Source organism: Nonomuraea sp. IBHARD001, assembly GCF_056106265.1.
Window position 1 is genome coordinate 2752562 of sequence record NZ_JBWBBW010000002.1, and the last position, 20880, is coordinate 2773441.

Consider the following 20880-nt stretch of genomic DNA (forward strand, 5'->3'; position numbering starts at 1 on the left):
GGTAGGGCTAAACTTCCCTGAGCACTCCCAGGCTGGTCCAGGCCCGCCGGGGAGCCGACCGTCAGCAGCCGCTGCATGAGGAGCCACTGAGTTGTCACGTCGCCTGTTCACCTCCGAGTCGGTCACCGAGGGCCACCCGGACAAGATCGCCGACCAGATCAGTGACGCGATTCTCGACGCCATGCTCAAGGACGACCCCAAGAGCCGGGTCGCCGTCGAGACGATGATCACTACCGGCCAGGTCCACGTCGCAGGCGAGGTGACGACCGAGACCTACGTCGACATCCCCGCCCTCATCCGCGAGAAGATCCTCGAGATCGGTTACGACGCCTCGCACAAGGGCTTCGACGGCGCCTCCTGTGGCGTCTCGGTGTCCATCGGCGCCCAGTCGCCCGACATCGCCCAGGGCGTCGACGACGCCTACGAGCACCGCGAGGGCGGCGAGGGCGACGAGCTCGACCGTCAGGGCGCGGGCGACCAGGGCCTGATGTTCGGCTACGCCTGCCGCGAGACCCCCGAGCTCATGCCGCTCCCGATCACGCTGGCGCACCGGCTCGCCCGCCGCCTGTCCGAGGTCCGCAAGTCGGGCGACGTGCCCTACCTGCGCCCCGACGGCAAGACCCAGGTCACGATCGAGTACGACGGCGACAAGCCGGTCCGCCTCGACACCGTGGTCGTCTCCACGCAGCACGCCGCGGAGATCGACCTCAAGGAGATGCTGACCCCCGACATCAAGGAGCACGTGGTCGACCCCGTGCTCGCCGGGCTCGACCTCGACATCGAGGGCTACCGCCTGCTGGTCAACCCGACCGGGCGCTTCGAGATCGGCGGCCCGATGGGCGACGCCGGCCTCACCGGCCGCAAGATCATCGTCGACACCTACGGCGGCTACGCCCGTCACGGCGGCGGCGCGTTCTCCGGCAAGGACCCGTCCAAGGTCGACCGCTCGGCCGCCTACGCGATGCGCTGGGTCGCCAAGAACATCGTGGCCGCCGGTCTGGCCGACCGCGCCGAGGTCCAGGTCGCCTACGCCATCGGCAAGGCGCACCCGGTCGGTGTGTTCGTCGAGACGTTCGGCACCGAGGCCCTGCCGGTGGAGAAGATCCAGGAAGCCGTGCTGCAGGTGTTCGACCTGCGTCCGGCCGCCATCATCCGCGACCTCGACCTGCTGCGCCCGATCTACTCCGAGACCGCCGCCTACGGCCACTTCGGCCGCGAGGGGCTGTCCTGGGAGTCGACCGACCGCGCCGCCGCCCTGCGGACCGCCGCCGGTCTCTGACCGCACGCATTACGACAAACCCGATATCACCGTATGTTCTGCGGTGGTATCGGGTTTCTCTGTGTTCCGCAAAGGAGAAAGATCCCTTAACCGTGGCCGCAAGGGGCACCGTGTCCAAGGTCTGAGGGGTGTCCACTCATGATGGCGGCGCCGCCTGCCGGGCTGACGAGCTTGATCGGGCGTCGTCAGGAGGTCGTCGACGTACGGCGCATGCTCCAGCGCAGCAGGTTCGTCACCGTGACCGGCATCGCGGGCGTCGGCAAGACCAGGGTGGCGCTACGCGCGGCCCAGCTCATGCGCAGGGCCTTCCCCGACGGTGTGAGCGTCGTCGACATGGCCGGGACCGGCGCGCCCGCGCCGCCCGAACACGTGCTCGCCCGCGAACTCGGCCTGCGCGGCGGCTCGCTCGATCGTCTGACCGAGCACTTCCGCGACCGCCGGGCCCTGCTCGTCCTCGACACCTGCGAACACCTGGCCGAGGCCTGCTCGGCACTCGTGCAGGCGTTGCTGCCCGCCGCTCCGGGCCTGGTCGTGCTGGCGGGCAGCCGCCAGGCGTTGCGGGCGCCGGGTGAGCACATCGTGGTCGTGCGGCCGATGGCCGTACCCGAGGCGGGGTTGCCCGCGGCGGAGCTGGCGCAGGTGGAGTCGGTGGCGCTGTTCCTGGAGCGGGCCGCCGCGGCGCGGCCCGGGTTCGCGCTCACGCCTGACAACGCCGCCGCCGTGGCCGAGCTGTGCCGCAGGCTCGACGGCATCCCGCTGGCGATCGAGCTGGCCGCCTCCAGGGCGGGGGAGCTGCCGGTCGAAGGGCTGCTGCGGCTGACGGACGAACCCGACGCAGGCCGCGGCGCAGGGCACGGCGCGGGCAGGCATGCCACCATGCCCGCGGCGTTCGCCTGGAGCCACGAGCTGTGCACGCGGGCCGAACGCCTGCTCTGGGAGCGGCTGACGGTCTTCACCGGCCTGTTCGACCTGGACGCCGCCGAGGCCGTGTGCGCCGACGACGAGCTGCCCCAGGGCCTGGTGTACCAGGCGCTCGCCGGGCTCGTCGACAAGTCGGTCATCGTGCGGGACGTGAGCTCGGGGCGCACGATGTTCCGCATGCTGAACGGCGTACGCGACTTCGCGCTCGCCCGTGTGCCCGACGACCGCGACCGCGAGCCGCTGCGCGAGCGCCACCGCGCCTACTACCGCTCGCTCGCCCTGCGCCTCGGCTCGACCCGCCTGGGCCGCGACGAGCGCACCGACGGCTGGATCAGGATCCAGGCCGAGTGGCCCGACGTACGCGCCGCCCTGGAGTCCTACGGCGCCAGCGGACCCGGCGCCGAGGCCGGCCTGGAGATGGCGCTGGCCCTGTGGTTCCTGTGGGTGTTCGGCGGCAAGTCCTGGTACGGCAGGCGCTACCTGGAACGCCTGCTGGCCGGTCACCGGGGCAAGGAGAGCGTCAGGCTGGGCGCGAGACTCCTGCTGGCCCACATCGCCATCGGCCAGGGCGACCTGCCGACGGCCCGCAGATCACTGGAGCAGGTGGCCGGCCGTGCCCATGTCCTGGGCTCGCGCGGCCCGCTGTACCTGACCAAGATGCGCGGCACGCTCGGATTCGCCGAGGGCGACCTCGCCGGAGCCGAGGCGCACCTGCGCCGTAGCATCCAGGGCCTGGGCGAGGAGGGCGGCGTCATCCAGCTGCACGCCATGGTGGAGCTCGGCCTCACCCATGTCATGCAGCGCCGTCTCGGCCCGGCGGGCGGGGTGCTGACCAGGGCCAGGCGGCTGGCGGCCGCTCAGGGCGACCGGAGCACGGAGGCGTGGGCCCAGGTGGCGCTGGCCCTGGTGCTGCGGCTGCGCGGCGAGCCCGGTGAGGCGCAGCGGCAGGCCAGGGCGGCGCTGCGCACGATGGGACCGCTGCGGGCGACGTTCGCGCTGGCCTTCTGCATGGAGGTGCTCGGCTGGATCGCCGCCGACCTGGGCGAGCACGCCAGGTCGGCCAGGCTGATCGGCTCGGCGCACCGCTGCTGGGGCGGTGAGGTCGTGCCGCTGTTCGGCTCGGCGCTGCTGGAGGCCGAGAGCCGCAGATGCGTGGCCGTGCTCCGGGAGGCGATGGGGGCCGACTACGCCAGGGCGGCGGCGGCGCTGCCGGTCGAGGAGGCGCTCGCCTACGCGCTGGGCGAGGAGGACGAGCGCCCCGGCGGCGGCGAGCACGACGTCTGGTCGCCGCTGACCCCGCGCGAGCGCGACGTGGCCGTGCTGATCGCCGACGGGCTGACCAACAGGGTGATCGCCCAGCGGCTGGTCGTGGCGCGCAGGACGGTGGACACGCACGTGGCGAACATCCTCGCGAAATTGGGATACTCCGGGCGCAGCCAGGTCGCGGCCTGGGTGGCCGGGCACAGGTCGCAGGGCGCGCCTGCGTAGGCAAGGGCGGCATCGGCCCTCGCGGCCGCTCGGGGCGAGGTGGGGGATGAGTCACAGGTGAGGGGCAACCTGCCCGCGGAGTTCACGAGCCTCGTGGGGCACACGGCGGAGATCGCCGAGGGGCTGCGCAGCCTGTCCGCCTCCAGGCTGCTCACCGTGACCGGACCGGGCGGCGTCGGCAAGAGCCGGGTCGCCACCAGGATCGCCGGAAGGGCGGGACGCCGCTACCCCGACGGCGTCTGGTACGCCGAGCTCTCCCATGTCGGCGACGAGGTGTCGCTGGTCGACAAGCTCGCCACCGTGTTCGGCAAGGCGTGCAGGCGCACGGCGGAGGCGCTGGCCGCCACCCTGCGCGACCTGCGGGCGCTCATCGTCCTGGACACCTGCGAGCACGCCTGCGGACCGATCTCGCGCCTGGTGGAGATCATGCTGCGCTGGGCGCCGAACGTCAGGGTGCTGGCCACCAGCCGCCAGCCGCTCGGCGTCGCCGGCGAGCGCGTGCTGAGCGTAGGGCCGCTCGGCGAGGACGAGGCCGTCCTGCTCTACACCGAGCGGGCGCTGGCCGCCGATCCGGCCTTCGAGCTGACGCCCGGCCGCCGCGCCGTGGTCGCGGCCATCTGCCGCCGCCTCGACGGCCTGCCGCTCGCGGTCGAGCTGGCCGCCGCCACCTCGCGCATGCTGTCGGCCGAGGAACTGCTGCGCCGTACCCGGGGGCATCTGGCGCCGGTCGCGTTGCGCAGTACCAACGCGTTGCCCAGGCATCGGGACCTGACCGCGCTGGTGGAGTGGAGCTACGCGCTGTGCGGGGCCGAGCAGCGGACGTTCTGGGCGGCCCTGTCGGTGATGAAGGGCTGGTTCGAGCTGGAGGTGGCCGAGGCGCTCGGCGTGGAGGCGGGCATCCCCGAGGTACGCGTGGCCCGGGTGCTGGGCGACCTGGTCGACGGCTCGGTCGTGCTGCGCGAGGGCGGAGTGCGCTACCGCCTGCTGCACCCCTACCGCGTGTACGGCCTGCAGCGCCTGGAGGAGGGGGCGCGCAGCCGCCTGTCGGCCGCGTACGGGACCAGGACGACGGCCGCCGCGCCCCGGGTGAGCCGGGAGCGCACGGCGTGGGCCGACGTGCTCAGCGCCAGGGAGGCGCAGGTCGCGATCCTCATCACCAAGGGCCTGACGAATCTGGAGATCGCCGGGGAGCTGGTCATCTCCAAGCGCACGGTGGACGCGCATGTGCGCAACATTCTGGCCAAGGGGCATCTGGCGTCCCGGACGCAGGTGGCCGCCTGGGTCACCGCTTCGGTACGAGGATAGGCATATATACCGATATCAAGCGAGGGGGTGCCAGCAGAGCATGGAGGGGCCAGCAGGTGACGAACGGCACGGACGCGCTTCCCAGCGCTCGTCCGGCGCCAACGGGTGAGGGGTCCCCGGTCGGACGAGGTGCTCCGTGCTCGCCGCCCAGCCGGCCGCCCACCGCGCGGGCGGGGCGCGTCCGCGGCCTCGCCCGCCGGGTGGCGTCCGCGTCGTCCGGTCGCGGGTGGCGGTGTTCCCGTGGGCGTGCGGGGGCGTGGTGTCTGGTAGACGTAATCCGTGACCGACTCCGACTCCGATGACGCCCTCCTGTCGCTCGACGACGTGCGGCCCCGGCAGGCGCCCCCGGCCAAGGACACCGCCAAGGACACCAAGGGCGCGCCCGTGCCCGCCGCCTCGTCGCCGGTCGCCAGGGTTGTCGTGGACAACCCGCTGCCGCATCTGGACCGGCTCTTCGACTACCTGGTGCCCGAGAACATGGCTGAGACGGCCGTGCCCGGCGTGCGGATCAGGGTGCGGTTCGCGGGCAAGCTCGTCGACGGGTTCGTCCTGGAACGCGCCGACGACACCGAGCACACCGGCAGGCTGACCCCGCTCGAACGCGTCGTCTCGCCCGAACCCGTGCTGACCCCCGAGATCGCCTCCCTGGCCAGAGCCGTCGCCGACCGTTACGCGGGCACCCTGGCCGACGTGCTGCGCCTGGCCGTGCCCCCACGGCACGCCCGCGCCGAGGCCGAGCCCGCCGGGCCCGCGCCGGACCTGACGGAGGCGGAGCGGGAGGGGCGGGCGTGGGAGCGCTATCCCATGGGCCGTTCCTTCCTCGACGCCCTGACCGAGGGCAGGGCGCCGCGTGCGGTGTGGGGAGCGCTGCCGGGCAACGTCGGCTGGGCCGTACCCGTCGCCGAGGCCGTGCGCGCCACCCTGCTCGGCGGGCGTGGCGCGCTCGTCGTGCTGCCCGACGGGCGAGACGTCGAGACGGCCGACCGTGCGCTCACCGATGCGCTCGGCCAGGGCGTGCACGTGGCGATCACGGCCGATCTCGGGCCCGCCGAGCGCTACCGGCGCTGGCTGAAGGTCCTGCGCGGCCAGGCGCGCGCGGTCGTCGGCACCAGGGCGGCCGTCTTCGCCCCCGTGCACGACCTGGGCCTGGTCGTGCTGTGGGACGACGGCGACGACGTGCACGCCGAACGTCTCGCGCCCTATCCGCACGCCCGTGAGGTGCTGGCGCTGCGCTCGCACCGCTCGGAGGCGGGGATGCTGCTCGGCGGCTACGCGCGTACGGCCGAGGCGGCCAGGCTGGTCGCCTCGGGATGGGCCAGGCAGATCATGGCGGCCAGGGAGACGGTCAGGGACCTGGCGCCCCGGGTGCGCCCGGCGGGCGAGGACGGCGAGCTCGCACGCGACGCCGCCGCCCGGCAGGCCAGACTGCCCAGCCTCGCCTGGCGTGCGCTGCAGCAGGGGCTGGAGTCCGGCCCCGTGCTCGTGCAGGTGCCCAGGCGCGGCTACCTTCCGGCGCTCGCCTGTCAGGGCTGCCGCCGGCCCGCCAGGTGCGAGCTGCCGCCCACGCGTTCGGGCGACGGCTCCGGCCTGGCCGGGCCCGGCGGCGGGCAGGCGTGCCACGGTCCTCTGGCGCTGCGCACGGGGCACGCGGCGCCGCACTGCCGCTGGTGCGGCCGGGTCGCCACCGGCTGGCGCTGTCCCTCGTGCGGCGGTCAGCGGGTACGCGCGGTCGTGGTGGGGGCCAGGCGCACGGCAGAGGAGCTCGGACGCGCCTTCCCCTCGACGGCCGTGCGCACGTCGGGCAAGGACGGCGTGCTGGCATCGGTCGGGCCGGGCAGGTCGCTGGTGGTCTCGACACCGGGGGCCGAGCCGGTCGCCGAGGAGGGGTACGCCGCCGCCGTGCTGCTCGACGGGTGGGCGCTGCTCGGCAGGGCGGACCTGCGGGCCTCGGAGGAGGCCGTACGCCGGTGGATGAACGCCGCCGCCCTGCTGCGTCCGGGCGCCGAGCTCGTCGTGCTGGCCGACGCCGTGCTGCCCGCCGTACAGGCGTTGCTGCGGTGGGATCCGCTCACGCATGCCGACAGGGAGCTGGCCGACCGCACCGAGCTCGGCTTCCCGCCCGCGGTGCGGATGGCGACGCTGACCGGCACGCCTTCGGCCGTCAGGGAGATGCTCGGCGAACTGCGCCTGCCCGACGACGCCCAGGTCCTCGGCCCCGTCCCCCTGGAGCCGGTACGGCGTGCGACGCCCGCTCCGGCGCCGCGGAAGCCGGGCCGTGCGGCCAGGGCCGCGGCGGCGCTGGGCCGGGCGGACACCCCCGTGATCGAGGCCGGGGCCGAACCCGTGTGGCAGCAGGAGCCGCAGGAACGGGCCATGATCAGGGTGCCGCGCGCCAGTGGTGCGGCCCTGTCGGCAGCGCTCAAAGGGGCCACAGGGGTACGAGCGGCGCGTAAGTCGGCAGATGTCGTGAGGGTCAGTGTCGACCCTCTAGACCTGATATAGCCTGTATCGCCGATTCGCGGTGCAGGAGGTAAGCCGTTAGCGTCTTCCTGTGTCGATCGAATGGGTGAACCGAGCCATCGACGATCTGCGCGCTTGGGGAGGCGCGCACGAAGTCGAGGTTGATGTCGATGAAATCCGTCTTCTGTGTGATTACGCCAGTGACTATCTAGGCGTGCACGAGCTCGGCGACTTCACTCCGGCGACCTTCCACGAGCTGCTGCTCAACATCTATCCGCGCAAGGTCATCGCACCGCCCGAGAGCGCGCCCGAGACGATCGCGGCCGCTCGCCAGCTGGTCGACTTCCTGCTCGGCACCGAGGAGATCGCGGGCAAGACGGCCGGCCGCATGCGCGACAAACTCGACGAGATCGAGCCCGTCCTGCCCGTGGCGCTCGGCGACAGCGCGAACTTCGGCATGGCCAAGAGCCTGTTCAGTGCGATCGGCCCCGAATCCCTCGAACAGTCCGCCCTGTCCATCCCCGCGGCCGAGCAGCCGCCCCCCGACGAGTCCGAGCCCTGCGACTGCCCCGCCTGCACCCCCCTGCCCGCCGTACGGCTGGCGCCCGTGGCGGTGCTCGCGCGTGAGGCGCGCAAGGTGGGGCTGCTGGGCGACATGCACGAGCTGGTCGGCTGGCTGGTGCGGCGGGGGACGACCCCGACGTCCAAGGGCAGGCTGAGGGTCAAGGACGCGTCCGTCTCGCCCGTGCCGTGCCCGCACCTGGTGTGGGACCTGGCCGTGCACACGGGCCTGGTGAGCGCCTGGGGCGCGCCGATGGCCGTGCGCGAGGACTTCGGGCCGCTCGCCGGGCGTGAGGACGAGGCCGTGCTGCGGACCTGGGCGGGCACGGTCTCCTTCCTCGTGGAGCGCGACACACGCGGCGCGCTGACCGGCGACGCCGAGCTGGACGAGGAGCTCTACGACCTGTTCGACATGATGTACCGGCTGCAGGTGCCGGTGCCGGTCGACATGGTGGGGGAGTACCTCAGGGAGCTGGCCGACGACGGCGTCGAGCTGGAGGCCACCGTCGACAGGCTCGTCCACGCCGGGATGCTCGCCCGCAGGGGCGAGAGCGTCGAGCTGACCGCACCGGCCGTGTGGGGCCTTCGCGAGCTGTACCTCGGTCTCGGCCTCGAGGCGCCGATCGCGGCCGACCTCGCCGAGGCCGACGCCTCCGGTCTCATCGAGGGGCTGCTGTCCGGTGTGCCCGCAGAGCTCGCCGAGCGCGACATCGAGGGCTGGCTGGCCGGTCGCAGCCCCGCCGAGGCCGCAGGCCAGCTGCTGGCCACCGCCTCCGGCGCGCCCGCCGTGGCCAGAGGGGTCGCCATCACGATCGTCGACAGGCTCGGCCCCGAGGCCGAGGAGGCCGTGCGCGGCGCACTCGACGACGCCGAGCTCAGGCCGCACGCCATACACTGGCTCTCGGCCCGAGGGCTGGCCGCGCCTCCGCTCACGCAGGAGGAGACGCTGTGGGTCAGCGTCGACATGCTCGCCCTGGCGATGCCCGCCGCGGCCGAGGACCCCGACATCTTCGCCGAGAACATCGCCGCCTCGGGCCCGCCCGCCTACATGATCGACGAGATGTGGCGGGTCGACCATCCCGACGTCGTCGAGGTCCTCGAGCTCCTGGGCAGGTCGCTGCCCGACGGCACGGTGGCCAAGGCGGCGCGCAAGGCGGCCTTCAAGGCGCGTTCCCGTGCGATCGGCTGAGGCCCCTTCCAGGGCGGTCTCAAGGAGTGGACGGGAAGCCCGTGTTCTTTCGCGCGAGCCGTACTTTCCTGTGACTGGTGTGCAGTAAGTTTCCTGGGTGGCAAACAACGTCTTCGACCTCGACGAGCTTCGCAAGCTGGTGGACGAGCAGGCCATGGCGCGTGCCTCGGTCCTGGAGGAGATGGCCGGAGCACACGACGGGTGCGAGTGTCCCGAGTGCGACACCGAGGTGCTCAGCTTCCCGCCCGTCGGCCTCGCGCCCGACACCGAGCTGGCCAGGGCCGTGCCCGCCGTGCCGCTCGTCGCCGACGCGGTGCGCCTGACCACGTGGACGGGCAGCAGGCCTGTCGCCGCCTCCGGGCACCTGCTGCCCGGTGACGCCGCCGTGGCCTCGGCCGAGCTCGGTCTCGACGCGGCGATGGTCAAGCTGCTGTGGATCGTCGCCGTCAACACGGGGCTGCTGCAGATCGTCTCGGGCACCGCCATGCGCGGGCCGCTGGAGCTGCGGCTGTCCGACGCCAAGATGCTGGAGTTCTGGGACGGCGTGGTCATGGACGTGCTCGACAGGGCCGACGACGGGCTGACCGGCTCGCGCGTGATCGACGACCATCTGGCCGAGATGCTGGCCACCGTCTACTCGGTGCGTTCGGGCGTGCCCGCCACGACCCTGGTCAAGGGCGTGCTGCAGTCGCACGAGGTGGCCTGCGAGGCGCCCGCCGCCGAGATCCGCGAGCTCGGCTCCACCCTGCACGAGCAGCTCGCCTCCGCCCTGGCCCTGCTCGGCTACTGCGGGCTGGTCGAGCAGGTCGACGGCGGCCGGGTGCGGCTCAGCCCGCTCGGCGTCTGGGCCGTGCGCCAGGACCTGCTGCGCGAGGGGCACGACGCGCCGACGGCCGCCGAGGTGTCGGTGTTCGGCGGGCTCGACGCGGCCGACCTGGTCGCCGCCATGGCCGCGGGCGACGCCACGCCCAGCGCGGTCGCGTTCTGGCTGGAGCGCCGCTCGCCGGTCGAGGCCGCGCGCGACCTCATCGCGGTCGCCGCGGGCGGCACGGCGGGCCAGCGCGGCACCGTCGGCACCATCCTGGAGGAGCTCGGGCCCGAGGCCGAGGCCCCCGTGCGCGAAGCCCTCGCCGAGCCGCTCATGTGGAGATACGCCGCCTCCTGGCTGCACATCCGCGACCTTCAGGCGCCGCCGCTCAGCACCGGCGACCACACCTGGATCGCCGTCGACTCCCTCGCCTCGCTGCTCTACTTCGCCGACGCGACCGAGGCCATGGCCGACTTCGACGCGCTGGAGCCGGGCGAGGACCTGATCAGGCTGATCGGCGACATGATCACCGTCGCCCATCCCGACGCCGTCGCCGTGCTCGATCTGCTGGGCACCCACCACGAGGACGCCGCCGTGGCCAAGGCCGCGCGCAAGGCGGCGATGAAGGCGCGCTCGCTGGAGGCCCGTAAACTTGGCTGATCAGCCCGGCGTGAGGTGAACGGAGTGGCCAGTTGGCGATCCAGTCGATCCGACTGTTCGGAGACCCGGTGCTGCGCACCCCGGCCCAGCCGGTCGTCGACTTCGACAAGGAGCTCCGCAAACTGGTCAAGGACCTGACCGACACGATGATGGACGCGCCCGGCGCGGGCCTGGCGGCTCCGCAGATCGGCGTGGGGCTGCGCGTGTTCACCTACTACGTCGACGACACGCTCGGGCACCTGATCAATCCCGACCTGGACCTGTCGGCCGACCTCGACGAGGACGGCGAGGAGGGCTGCCTGTCCTTTCCCGGGCTCTCCTTCCCGACGCCGCGCTCGATCAGGGCCGTGGCCAAGGGCTTCGACATGCACGGCGAGCCCGTCGTGCTGGAGGGCACCGACCTGATGGCACGCTGCTTCCAGCACGAGACCGACCACCTGGACGGCGTCCTGTTCATCGACAGGATGGACGTCAAGCAGCGCAAGCTGGCCATGAAGGCGATCCGCGAGGCCGACTGGGGCGGCGCGCCCGCCCCCACGTTCAAACTCTCGCCACACGCCACCCGAGGGAAGGCACTCTGACGTGCGCTTGGTCTTCGCAGGCACACCCGAGACCGCGCTGGCACCGCTGCGCGCTCTGATCGACTCGCCACGGCACGAGGTCGTCGCCGTCGTCACCCGACCGGACGCCCAGTCCGGGCGCGGCCGCAAGCTCCTGCCGAGCCCCGTCGCCCAGCTGGCCGAAGAGGCGGGCATCGAGGTGCTGCGCCCGGTCAAGGCCGGTGACCCCGCCTTCCTCGACCGGTTGCGCGCCATCGGGCCCGACTGCTGCCCGGTCGTCGCCTACGGGGCGTTGCTGCCGCAGGCGGCGCTGGACATTCCTCGTCTCGGGTGGGTCAACCTGCACTTCTCGCTGCTTCCGGCCTGGCGTGGGGCGGCGCCCGTGCAGCATGCCGTACTCCACGGGGACGAGATCACCGGGGCGGCGACGTTCCAGATCGTCAAGGAGCTCGACGCCGGGCCCGTCTTCGGCGTGGTCACCGAGGTGGTCAAGCCCGGCGACACCAGTGGTGAGCTGCTGGAGCGGCTGGCCGTCTCCGGGGCCGGTCTGCTGGCCGCCACGCTCGACGGCATCGAGGACGGCCGGCTGCAGGCGCGCCCCCAGCCGCTCGACGGCGTGAGCTACGCGCCCAAGCTCAATCCCGAGGACGCGCGCGTCGACTTCACCGCGCCCGCCATGCGCGTGGACCGGCTGGTGCGGGCGTGCACGCCCAATCCCGGTGCGTGGACGGAGTTCCGCGGCCAGCGCGTGAAGCTCGGCCCCGTACGGCCCGCCCCTGACGCCGCTCGGCTCGCGCCCGGTGCGCTGGCGGCCGTGGGCAAGACGTCGGTGCTGGTGGGGACCGGGAGCCATCCCGTGGAGCTGGGCGAGGTCCAGCCGCATGGCAAGAGGGTGATGGGCGCGGCCGAATGGGCGCGCGGGGTGCGGCTCACGGACGAGGATCGGCTGGGTTGATGAACACGCGGGCGAACGGCGGCAAGGGCGCAGGTGGCAAGGGCGCAGGCATGGGGACGGGTGGGTTCGGCGTGAGCGGGTCTGGTGCGCGTGGGTCTGGTGCGAGTGGGCATGGTGTGAGTGGGGCGTCGGGGGGCGGGGGACGCGGCGGGGCGGGCTCGGCTTCTGGTGGTTGGAGTGGTTCAGGCTCGGGTGGTTCGGGTTCGGGTGGTTCGCGTGGTTCGGGGTCCGGTGGGCGGTCGTCCGGCGGGGCCGGTGGGCGGGCGGGCAGTGGTGGGCGTGGGGGTGCCGGTGGGCGTTCCGGGGGCGCCGGAGGGCGTTCTGGCGGTGGGCGGGGACGCGGGCCGGGGCGGCCGGTGCGGGATGAGGCGCGTAATGCGGCCTACGACCTGTTGCGTGCGGTGGACGAGCGGGACGCGTTCGCGAACCTGCTGATGCCCAGGCTGCTGTCCGATCGCGGGCTCAAGGGCAGGGACGCGGCGCTGGCGACCGAACTCGCGTACGGCACGCTGCGCGGGCTCGGGACCTATGACGAGATCATCGCGGTGTGCGGCGACCGTGCGCCTGACCCGGCCGTGCTGGACGCGCTCAGGCTCGGCGCGCACCAGCTGCTGCGTATGCGCGTGCCCCCGCACGCGGCCGTGGGCACGACCGTCGACCTGGTCAGGCTGCGGATCGGCACGGGAGCGTCCAAGTTCGTCAACGCGGTGCTGCGCAAGATCGCGGCTCGGTCGATCGACGAGTGGATCGAGGTCGTCGCGCCGGACCCGGGCGCCGACCTGACCGGGTACCTCGCGGTCGCGCACAGCCATCCGCGCTGGATGGTCAGCGCCTTCCGCGACGCGCTCGGCGGCGACGCGGACGAGACCGCCGCCCTGCTGGCCGCCGACAACGAACGGCCCCGGGTGACGCTCGTGGCACGGCCCGGACGCAGTTCGGTCGAGGAGTTGCTGGACTCGGGGGCCGATCCGGCCAGGTTCTCGCCGTATGCCGCCTACCTGCCCGAAGGCGATCCGGCCTCGGTGCTGGCGGTGGCCGAGTTCCGCGCCGCCGTACAGGACGAGGCCAGTCAGCTCGTGGCGCTGGCGCTCACCCGGGTTCCGTTGCGGGAGGAGCAGGCCGGGCGCAAGGGCGATCGGGCCGAACGGTGGCTCGACATGTGCGCCGGGCCCGGCGGCAAGGCGGGGCTGCTCGACGCCATCGCGGCGTGGGGCGACTCGGCGGGCCTTGAGGCGGGCCTTGAGCACGAGGCCGAAGGGCCGGGGCGCGCGTTCCCCGGCGGGGCGCACCTGCTGGCGGCCGAGCTGCAGTACCACCGGGCGCGCCTGGTCTGGCAGACCACGCGCAAGGCCGCCGTGGTGACGGCCGACGGCAACCGCCCCGCCTGGCGCAAGGGCGCCTTCGACCGTGTCATGGTCGATGCGCCCTGCACCGGTCTGGGCGCGCTGCGGCGCAGGCCCGAGTCCCGCTGGCGCCGCGACCCACGCAGCGTTCCGGACCTGGGCAGGCTCCAGCGCCAGCTCCTGGGTTCCGCGCTGGAGTCGACCCGCGACGGGGGAGTCGTCGCGTATGTGACGTGTTCTCCTCATCTGGCGGAGACCCAGGTCGTGGTCGAGGACGTCGCCAGGCATCGAGGCGACGTCGAGGTGCTGGACGCTCCCGCGTACCTGCCTGAGGTGGAGGGGCTGGGGGAGGGGGCCTACGCCCAGTTCTGGCCGCATCGGCACGGGACGGACGCGATGTTCCTGGCCTTGCTGAGGAAGCGGGCGTAGCGGTCCTTCGGCGCGTTCGCCTGACTTCCGGGGCGGGCCCGGCTTTCCGCCTGGTCCGTTCGGGAACCCCGCCACGTCCGTCAGGAAGCCGTCTGGTCCGCTCAGGAATCCGCCAGGCCGGTTCGGGAAGCCGCCACGTCCGTCGGGAAGTCGTCGCCGTGCACGTGCCCGGCGCGGCCATGGCCTCGGCGCGGCGATAGACTGCGGCGCATCATGGCCGTACAGATCTCGCCCAGTATCCTGTCCGCCGACTTCGCCAGGCTCGCCGACGAGGCCGCGCGGGTGTCGAATGCCGACTGGCTGCACGTGGATGTCATGGACAACCACTTCGTGCCCAACCTGACCCTCGGTCTGCCGATCGTCGAGGCGCTCCTCAAGGCGACCGCCACGCCGATCGACTGCCATCTCATGATCGAGGACCCGGACCGCTGGGCGCCCGGGTTCGCCGAGGCGGGCGCGGGGAGTGTGACGATCCATGCGGAGGCCGCCAAGGCGCCCGTACGGACGCTGCGGCAGATCCGGGCGGCGGGTGCGCGTGCGGGGTTCGCCCTGAATCCGGCGACGGCCGTCGAGCCCTACGAGGACCTGCTGGGCGAGATCGACATGCTGCTGCTGATGACGGTCGAACCCGGCTTCGGCGGCCAGCGCTTCCTCGACGTCGTCCTGCCCAAGATCCGCCGCGCCCGCACGCTGATCGAACGCCACGGCGGCCAGATCTGGCTCCAGGTGGACGGCGGCGTGGCCCCCGACACCATCGAACGCTGCGCCGAGGCCGGAGCCGACGTCTTCGTCGCAGGCAGTGCGATCTACGGCGCCCCGGACCCGTCCGAGGCCATCGACCGCCTCCGCGCCCTCGCCACCAAGTAACCCTTCTCCCGGGAGCCGGCGCCCTTTACTGCTCGCCGTACCGGTTACCGCTCGCCGTACCAGGCACCCTTTGCGGCAGGCCGTACCCGGCTCCACCCGCCGTTTCCCTGCCCGCCCGCCGCACGACGCCCCTCGTGCGCGCGGGCCGGTCGCCGTCACATCGCCCGGACGGAAAGCTCCCGGCGCCTCCCGGTCCGGGCGACCCGCGCTGGTGACGCCCCCGTGCCTCACCACCGCTCACATCGCTCTCGCCCCTGCGAGAGCCCCCGGCGAAAACCCCCGAAAACCCGAGGCTCCCCCTGCGGCGGCCGACACGATCACCAGCGCGGGTCCCGGTGCCAGGCCGGTCCTACGGCGTCGGGCAGGTTTCCCCATCCTGCCCGCGACGCCCCCCGATCGGACCGTCCTGGAAATCATCCGGTATCCATGAATGACACCATCGCAAGTGTCACCGACTCAACGCAATACCTCCCGAAATTCGTTGTGGAAGGTGCGCTGATTCGTTCATCGATAGGCGTTGACCAGGCCATTCTCCATCTATAGAAAGAGAGAGGGCAAGCCGCACTTCAACACGGAATCGTGACATGACCGCAGTAGTTTCACGAAATCGTGACACGGGTAATTCTTCACTTACATGGAGGTGTGCTCATGGACCACGGCCTGTTCGGACCCGATTCGGTGACCTGGCGGGTGATGGCTGAGCCGATCCTCCTGGTGGGCGGCTTCCGCGCCCTGCTCATGCAAGGGCTGCACCCGACGGCCATGCGCGGCGTCCTGCAGAACTCCGCCCTGATGGACCCCCAGGAGGCCTGGTCGCGCTTCGTCCGCACGACGGAGTTCGTCGGCGTCAGGACCTACGGCACGAGCGCGGAGGTCGAGGCGGCGGCGGCCAGGGTGCGCAGGATCCACGCCACGCTCGGCGGCGTCGACCCGGACACCGGCGCGAGCTTCAGGCTCGACGACCCCGACGCCCTGCTCTGGGTCCACCTCGGCGAGGTCGACTCCTACCTGTCGGTGGCCCGCAGGGCGGGCGTGCGGCTGAGCGACGCCGACGCCGACCGGTTCGTCGCCGAATGGCGTGCCGCGGCCGAGGTGGTGGGCATCGACCCGGCGCTCGCCCCGGACACGGTGGCGGGCCTGCGCGACCAGATCGAGCGACGGCGTCCCGGCCTGTACTTCGTGCCCGAAGCCGTGCACCCGCTGCGGATGTCGCTCAACGCCCCGCTGCCCCGGCGCCTCACCCCGCTCAAACCGGCCTTCTCCGCCCTGGCCCTGCTCGCCTTCGCCACACTGCCGCGCTGGGCCAGGAAGCTGTACGGGGCGCCGGTGACGCCGTGCGGCGACCTGTGGGCCACGGCCACGCTGAAGGCGCTGCACGCGGGACTGACCCTGGTGCCCGAACACCTGCGCCACTCGCCAGACGCCCGCAGGGCCCGGCGGCTGGCGGCGGCCTGAACTGCGCCTTCGCCGCGCCGCCCGGATCGGCGGGGGCCGGTCGCGCTCGGCATTTCGGACGTGGCAGACTGGTAGGACAAGAGAGCTAGCGTGCTCCGGGGTCGGTGAAATTCCGAACCGGCGGTGACAGTCCGCGACCCGGCCGATGCCATCGGCCGGTTGACCCGGTGAAATTCCGGGACCGACGGTTAAAGTCCGGATGGGAGGAAGCGCGCGGGTGTCCGGTGTCTCGGCCGGGCGCCTCTAGCGGTGCACTCTGTGCACCCTGCCATCCCCGGGGACCGCCGTGGCTTGTCGCTACCGGCGAGTAGGAGGCCCCCCGGGTGACCACACCCGCTGACCCGCATGCCGACGCCCCGCATGCCGACGCCCCGCATGCCGCCGATCCGCATGCCGCCGATCCGCATGCCGCCGATCCGCATGCCGACGCCCCGCATGCCGACGCCCCGCATGCCGACGCCCCGCATGCCGACGCCCCGCATGCCGCCGATCCGCATGCCGACGATCCGCATGCCGACGCCCCGCATGCCGACGCCCCGCATGCCGCCGATCCGCATGCCGACCGTGCGCACATGGCGCGGGCGATCGCCCTGGCCGCGCTCGGCCTGGGCGGCACCAGCCCCAACCCGGTCGTGGGATGCGTCGTGCTCGACGCCGAAGGCCGGGTGGCGGGCGAGGGCCACCACGCCTACGCCGGAGGCCCGCACGCCGAGATCGTCGCCCTGCGAGCCGCCGGGGAGCGGGCCAGAGGCGGCACCGCCTACGTCACGCTGGAGCCGTGCGACCACACCGGACGCACCGGGCCGTGCTCGCTGGCCCTGCTCAAGGCGGGAGTCGCCCGCGTCGTCGTCGCGGTGGCCGATCCCAACCCCAAGGCGGCGGGCGGCGTCGCCAGGCTCAGGGCGGGAGGCGTGCTCGTCGAGGAGGGCGTCCTCACCGCCGAGGCCGAGTGCGGCAACGCCGCATGGCTCACCTACCAGCGTCTCGGCCGGCCGTACGTCACCTGGAAGTTCGCCGCCACCCTGGACGGGCGGAGCGCGGCGGCCGACGGCACCAGCCAGTGGATCACCTCGCCCGAGGCCAGGGCCGACGTGCACCGGCTGCGGGCGCGCAGCGACGCGATCGTGGCGGGCATCGGCACCGTGCTGGCCGACGACCCCAGCCTGACCGCGCGCCCGCCGCGCGAACGGGGCGCCCCGCTGCTCAGAGTGGTGCTCGACACCGAGGCGCGTACCCCGCCCCGGGCCCGCGTGCTCTCCTCCGACGCGCCCACGCTGGTGGCCGTGGCCGCCGACGCCGTGACCGGGCTGGAGGCCGATCTGCTCAGGCTGCCCCGCGCCGAAGGCGGCCTCGACCTGCAGGCGCTGCTGGCCGAACTGGCCAAGCGGGAAATCGTCTCCGTCCTGCTGGAAGGCGGAGCGCGGCTGGCGGGTTCCTTCATGAGACAGGCACTGATCGATCGCGTCGTCGGCTACCTCGCCCCCGCCTTCCTGGGCGAGGGAGCCGCGGCGCTGGAGGGAGCGGGCGTCGACACGATCGCCCGGACCCACCGGCTGGTTTTCGAGGACGTCACCCCCCTGGGGCCCGACCTGAGGCTGACCGCCAGGCCGGCCCTTCGGCAACACTGAAGGAGCACGCATGTTCACCGGAATCGTGGAGGAGAAGGGCGAAGTCGTCGAGATCGTGCACCAGGCCGACTCGGCCAGGTTGTCGGTCCGGGGCAAGGAGGTCACCTCCGACGCCGGCCACGGCGACTCGATCGCCGTCAACGGCGTCTGCCTGACGGTCGTGGACGTGGACGGTGAGGTGTTCACCGTCGACGTCATGCAGGAGACGCTCGACCGCAGCTCGCTCGGCGCGCTCACCGCCGGGTCCAAGGTCAACCTCGAACGTGCCGTACGCGCCGACCAGCGTCTCGGCGGGCACATCATGCAGGGGCACGTCGACGGCACCGGGCAGGTGCTGAGCCGGGAGGCGGGCGAGCGCTGGGAGAACGTGCGCTTCTCCCTGCCCGCCGACCTCGCCCGTTACGTCGTGCAGAAGGGCTCCATCGCCGTCGACGGCATCAGCCTCACCGTCACCACGGTCGACGAGGCGAGCTTCGGCGTCAGCCTCATCCCCACCACGCTCGAACTCACCACACTCGGCGAGCGCGGCATCGGCGACCTGGTCAACCTCGAGGTCGACGTCATCGCCAAGTACGTGGAGAAGCTGGTGGTCAGACCGTGAACTGGGTGCACTCGGGGTTCACCGTACTCGGCTACCCGGTGCTCTGGACCGACCTCATCGGCAATGTGGCGGCGCTGGCCACCGTGGTGCTGGCGATGCGCAAGTCGTTGTGGACGTGGCCGGTGCAGCTGACGGGCGCGGTGCTGCTGTTCATCGCCTCGGTGAGCGCGCACATCACCGGCAACGCACTCAAGCAGGTGCTGTTCGGCGCGCTGGCCGTCTACGGCTGGATCAAGTGGACGAAGGGCGTGCGCGAGAGCGGCGGCCTGGCCGTACGCCCGGCGACGGGGCGGGAGCGGGTGGTGCTGGTCGGGGCGATGGCCGCGGGCACGGTGGCGGTCGCGCTGATCTTCACCCTGCTGAACTCGCTCGGCTGGGAGATCTCGTGGGCGCCGTGGCCCGACGCCTACATCTTCGTCGGCAGCGCGGTCGCCACCTTCGCGCAGGGGCGTGCGCTGATCGACTTCTGGTGGATCTGGGTGCTGGTCGACCTGGTCGGCGTGCCGCTGGCGTTCACCTCGGGGCTCGTCGTGTCCGGCGTGGTCTACGGGGTGTTCCTGGTGCTGGTGGTACTCGGCTTCAGGAGCTGGCTGAAGGAGTATCGAGCGAACAAGGTGATAACGGCATGACCATCCTTCTCGACCCCATCGAGCGGGCGATCAGCGACATCCGCGACGGCAAGCCGGTCGTCGTGGTCGACAACGAGCACCGCGAGAACGAAGGCGACCTCATCTTCGCCGCCTCCCAGGCCACCCCGGAACTGCTCACGTTCACCATCAAGCACGCCAGCGGGCTCATCTGCGTGGCGATGGAGGGCGAGACGCTCGACCGGCTGCACATCCCGCTGATGACCCAGCGCAACACCGAGAGCATGCGCACGGCCTTCACCGTCAGCGTCGACGCCCGCGACGGCGTCACCACCGGCATCTCGGCCGCCGACCGGGCCAAGACCATCCGCGACCTGGCCGACCCCGCCACCCAGCCGGCCGGCCTGGTCAGACCGGGACACATCTTCCCGCTGCGCTACGCCAAGGGCGGCGTGCTGGTACGGCCGGGCCACACCGAGGCGGCCGTCGACCTGGCCAGGATGGCGGGCCTGGCCCCGGCGGGCGCGCTGTGCGAGATCGTGCAGGACGACGGCACGATGGCCAGGCTGCCGCAGCTGAGGCAGTTCGCCGATCGGCACGACCTCGCGCTGGTCTCCATCGAGCAGCTCATCGACTACCGCAAGCGCACCGAGCGCATGGTCGAACGCGTCGCCGAGACCAGGCTGCCGACCGCGCACGGCATGTGGCAGGCCTACGGCTACGCCAGCTCGCTGGACGGCGGCGAGCACATCGCCCTGGTGTACGGGGGCCTGGCGGGCGGCGAGAACGTCCTGGTCCGCGCGCACTCCGAATGCCTGACCGGCGACGTCTTCGGCTCGCTGCGCTGCGACTGCGGCGTGCAGCTGGAGCACGCCATGGCCGCGATCGCGACCGAGGGCCGCGGCGTGATCGTGTACCTGCGCGGCCACGAGGGCCGGGGCATCGGCCTGCTGGCCAAGCTGCGCGCCTACGGGCTGCAGGACAACGGGGCCGATACCGTCGACGCCAACCTGGAGCTCGGCCTGCCCGTCGACGCCCGCGAGTTCTCCAACGCCGGGCAGATCCTGGCCGATCTCGGCGTCAAGTCGGTGCGGTTGCTGACCAACAACCCGGCCAAGATGCGCGGCATGGACGGCTACGGCATCAAGGTGCTCGGCCGTGAGCCCATGCCGGTGGCGATGAACCCGTACAACGAGCGATACCTCACGGCCAAGCGCGACCGCCTCGGCCACGACATCACGGGAGATGACCAAGCATGAGCAGCGAAGGCCGCCCGGCAGCCGGAGCCCCCGAGGCGACCGGCCTGAGCGTGGGCATCGTCGCAGCCCGCTGGCACGAGAAGATCACCGACCAGCTCGTCGCGCGTGCCGTACAGGCCGCACAGGACAGCGGCGCCACCGCCACCGTCGTGCGGGTCGCGGGCTCGCTCGAACTGCCCGTCGTCGCCCAGGCCCTGGCCAGGCGGTGCGACGCGGTGGTCGCGCTCGGCGCGGTGATCAAGGGGGAGACGGCGCACTTCGACTACGTGTGCGACTCGGTCACGGCCGGGCTCACCCGCGTCGCACTCGACGAGCACACACCCGTGGGCAACGGCGTCCTCACCTGCGAGACCCTCGACCAGGCCGTCGACCGCTGCGGCATCCCCGGCAGCAAGGAGGACAAGGGGTACGAGTCGACGGTCGCCGCCCTGGAGACCGCCCTGCTCCTGCGCGGTCTGCGCGTCTGACGCACCTGCGGGACCGCCGGGTGCGTGCGATAGGTTGCGTTGCGCCAGGGGGTCCCGC

The 20880-nt window shown here is 72.6% G+C and carries 16 protein-coding genes and 1 riboswitch; all 16 genes read left to right on the forward strand.

What is annotated here, in order from left to right; all coding sequences use genetic code 11:
• Positions 1 to 91 precede the first annotated feature (91 nt).
• The 16 genes from metK (at position 92) to ribH (ending at position 20822) form a co-directional block, all read left to right on the forward strand.
• Entirely contained in the window at positions 92 to 1279 is a 1188-nt protein-coding gene (gene metK, locus ACTWNK_RS14775; RefSeq protein WP_474304518.1) for a methionine adenosyltransferase, read from the forward strand.
• Positions 1280 to 1417: 138 nt separating this feature from the next.
• The gene (locus tag ACTWNK_RS14780) at positions 1418 to 3688 is read left to right on the forward strand and encodes an ATP-binding protein (protein ID WP_474304519.1); all 2271 of its coding nucleotides are present in this window, start codon (positions 1418 to 1420) and stop codon (positions 3686 to 3688) included.
• Between the two features lie 57 nt (positions 3689 to 3745).
• Positions 3746 to 4993 carry a LuxR C-terminal-related transcriptional regulator gene (locus ACTWNK_RS14785; protein WP_474304520.1) on the forward strand — a complete coding sequence of 416 codons (1248 nt, stop codon included), beginning with the start codon at positions 3746 to 3748 and terminating at the stop codon, positions 4991 to 4993.
• Between the two features lie 279 nt (positions 4994 to 5272).
• Complete coding sequence (locus tag ACTWNK_RS14790; protein WP_474304521.1) at positions 5273 to 7495, forward strand: primosomal protein N'; 2223 nt, start codon at positions 5273 to 5275, stop codon at positions 7493 to 7495.
• Between the two features lie 172 nt (positions 7496 to 7667).
• Positions 7668 to 9203 carry a hypothetical protein gene (locus ACTWNK_RS14795; RefSeq protein WP_474304522.1) on the forward strand — a complete coding sequence of 512 codons (1536 nt, stop codon included), beginning with the start codon at positions 7668 to 7670 and terminating at the stop codon, positions 9201 to 9203.
• A 97-nt stretch (positions 9204 to 9300) separates the two neighbouring features.
• Positions 9301 to 10671 (forward strand): hypothetical protein, encoded by a 1371-nt coding sequence (locus ACTWNK_RS14800; protein WP_474304523.1) that lies wholly within the window; start codon positions 9301 to 9303, stop codon positions 10669 to 10671.
• Positions 10672 to 10703: 32 nt separating this feature from the next.
• Positions 10704 to 11252 carry a peptide deformylase gene (gene def / locus ACTWNK_RS14805; RefSeq protein ID WP_474304524.1) on the forward strand — a complete coding sequence of 183 codons (549 nt, stop codon included), beginning with the start codon at positions 10704 to 10706 and terminating at the stop codon, positions 11250 to 11252.
• A 1-nt stretch (position 11253) separates the two neighbouring features.
• Positions 11254 to 12186, forward strand: a complete 933-nt coding sequence (fmt, locus tag ACTWNK_RS14810; protein ID WP_474304525.1) for a methionyl-tRNA formyltransferase — start codon at positions 11254 to 11256, stop codon at positions 12184 to 12186.
• 356 nt (positions 12187 to 12542) lie between these two features.
• Positions 12543 to 13958 (forward strand): RsmB/NOP family class I SAM-dependent RNA methyltransferase, encoded by a 1416-nt coding sequence (locus ACTWNK_RS14815; RefSeq protein ID WP_474304526.1) that lies wholly within the window; start codon positions 12543 to 12545, stop codon positions 13956 to 13958.
• Between the two features lie 213 nt (positions 13959 to 14171).
• Positions 14172 to 14825 (forward strand): ribulose-phosphate 3-epimerase, encoded by a 654-nt coding sequence (rpe, locus tag ACTWNK_RS14820; protein ID WP_474304527.1) that lies wholly within the window; start codon positions 14172 to 14174, stop codon positions 14823 to 14825.
• A 648-nt stretch (positions 14826 to 15473) separates the two neighbouring features.
• Positions 15474 to 16280: an oxygenase MpaB family protein gene (locus ACTWNK_RS14825; protein ID WP_474304528.1), complete on the forward strand. Its 807-nt coding sequence runs from the start codon at positions 15474 to 15476 to the stop codon at positions 16278 to 16280.
• 86 nt (positions 16281 to 16366) lie between these two features.
• Positions 16367 to 16497, forward strand: a riboswitch (FMN riboswitch).
• Between the two features lie 106 nt (positions 16498 to 16603).
• Positions 16604 to 17908 carry a bifunctional diaminohydroxyphosphoribosylaminopyrimidine deaminase/5-amino-6-(5-phosphoribosylamino)uracil reductase RibD gene (gene ribD, locus ACTWNK_RS14830; protein WP_474304529.1) on the forward strand — a complete coding sequence of 435 codons (1305 nt, stop codon included), beginning with the start codon at positions 16604 to 16606 and terminating at the stop codon, positions 17906 to 17908.
• A gap of 10 nt (positions 17909 to 17918) precedes the next feature.
• Entirely contained in the window at positions 17919 to 18509 is a 591-nt protein-coding gene (locus ACTWNK_RS14835) for a riboflavin synthase (RefSeq protein WP_474304530.1), read from the forward strand.
• Positions 18506 to 19138, forward strand: a complete 633-nt coding sequence (locus tag ACTWNK_RS14840) for a nicotinamide mononucleotide transporter family protein (RefSeq protein ID WP_474304531.1) — start codon at positions 18506 to 18508, stop codon at positions 19136 to 19138. Before ACTWNK_RS14835 ends, ACTWNK_RS14840 begins: the two co-directional genes overlap by 4 nt.
• Positions 19135 to 20355: a bifunctional 3,4-dihydroxy-2-butanone-4-phosphate synthase/GTP cyclohydrolase II gene (locus ACTWNK_RS14845; protein WP_474304532.1), complete on the forward strand. Its 1221-nt coding sequence runs from the start codon at positions 19135 to 19137 to the stop codon at positions 20353 to 20355. Before ACTWNK_RS14840 ends, ACTWNK_RS14845 begins: the two co-directional genes overlap by 4 nt.
• On the forward strand, positions 20352 to 20822 hold the full coding sequence (ribH, locus tag ACTWNK_RS14850; RefSeq protein ID WP_474304533.1) for a 6,7-dimethyl-8-ribityllumazine synthase: 471 nt from the start codon (positions 20352 to 20354) through the stop codon (positions 20820 to 20822). The genes ACTWNK_RS14845 and ribH overlap by 4 nt, the downstream gene beginning before the upstream one ends.
• Positions 20823 to 20880: the final 58 nt, after the last annotated feature.

Excerpts from the sequence above, each read along its gene's own strand:
- ribH (WP_474304533.1), top strand. The coding sequence starts at position 20,352 with ATGAGCAGCGAAGGCCGCCCGGCAGCCGGAGCCCCCGAGGCGACCGGC.
- rpe (WP_474304527.1), top strand. The coding sequence starts at position 14,172 with ATGGCCGTACAGATCTCGCCCAGTATCCTGTCCGCCGACTTCGCCAGG.
- ACTWNK_RS14825 (WP_474304528.1), top strand. The coding sequence starts at position 15,474 with ATGGACCACGGCCTGTTCGGACCCGATTCGGTGACCTGGCGGGTGATG.
- ACTWNK_RS14845 (WP_474304532.1), top strand. The coding sequence starts at position 19,135 with ATGACCATCCTTCTCGACCCCATCGAGCGGGCGATCAGCGACATCCGC.
- ACTWNK_RS14835 (WP_474304530.1), top strand. The coding sequence starts at position 17,919 with ATGTTCACCGGAATCGTGGAGGAGAAGGGCGAAGTCGTCGAGATCGTG.
- ACTWNK_RS14780 (WP_474304519.1), top strand. The coding sequence starts at position 1,418 with ATGATGGCGGCGCCGCCTGCCGGGCTGACGAGCTTGATCGGGCGTCGT.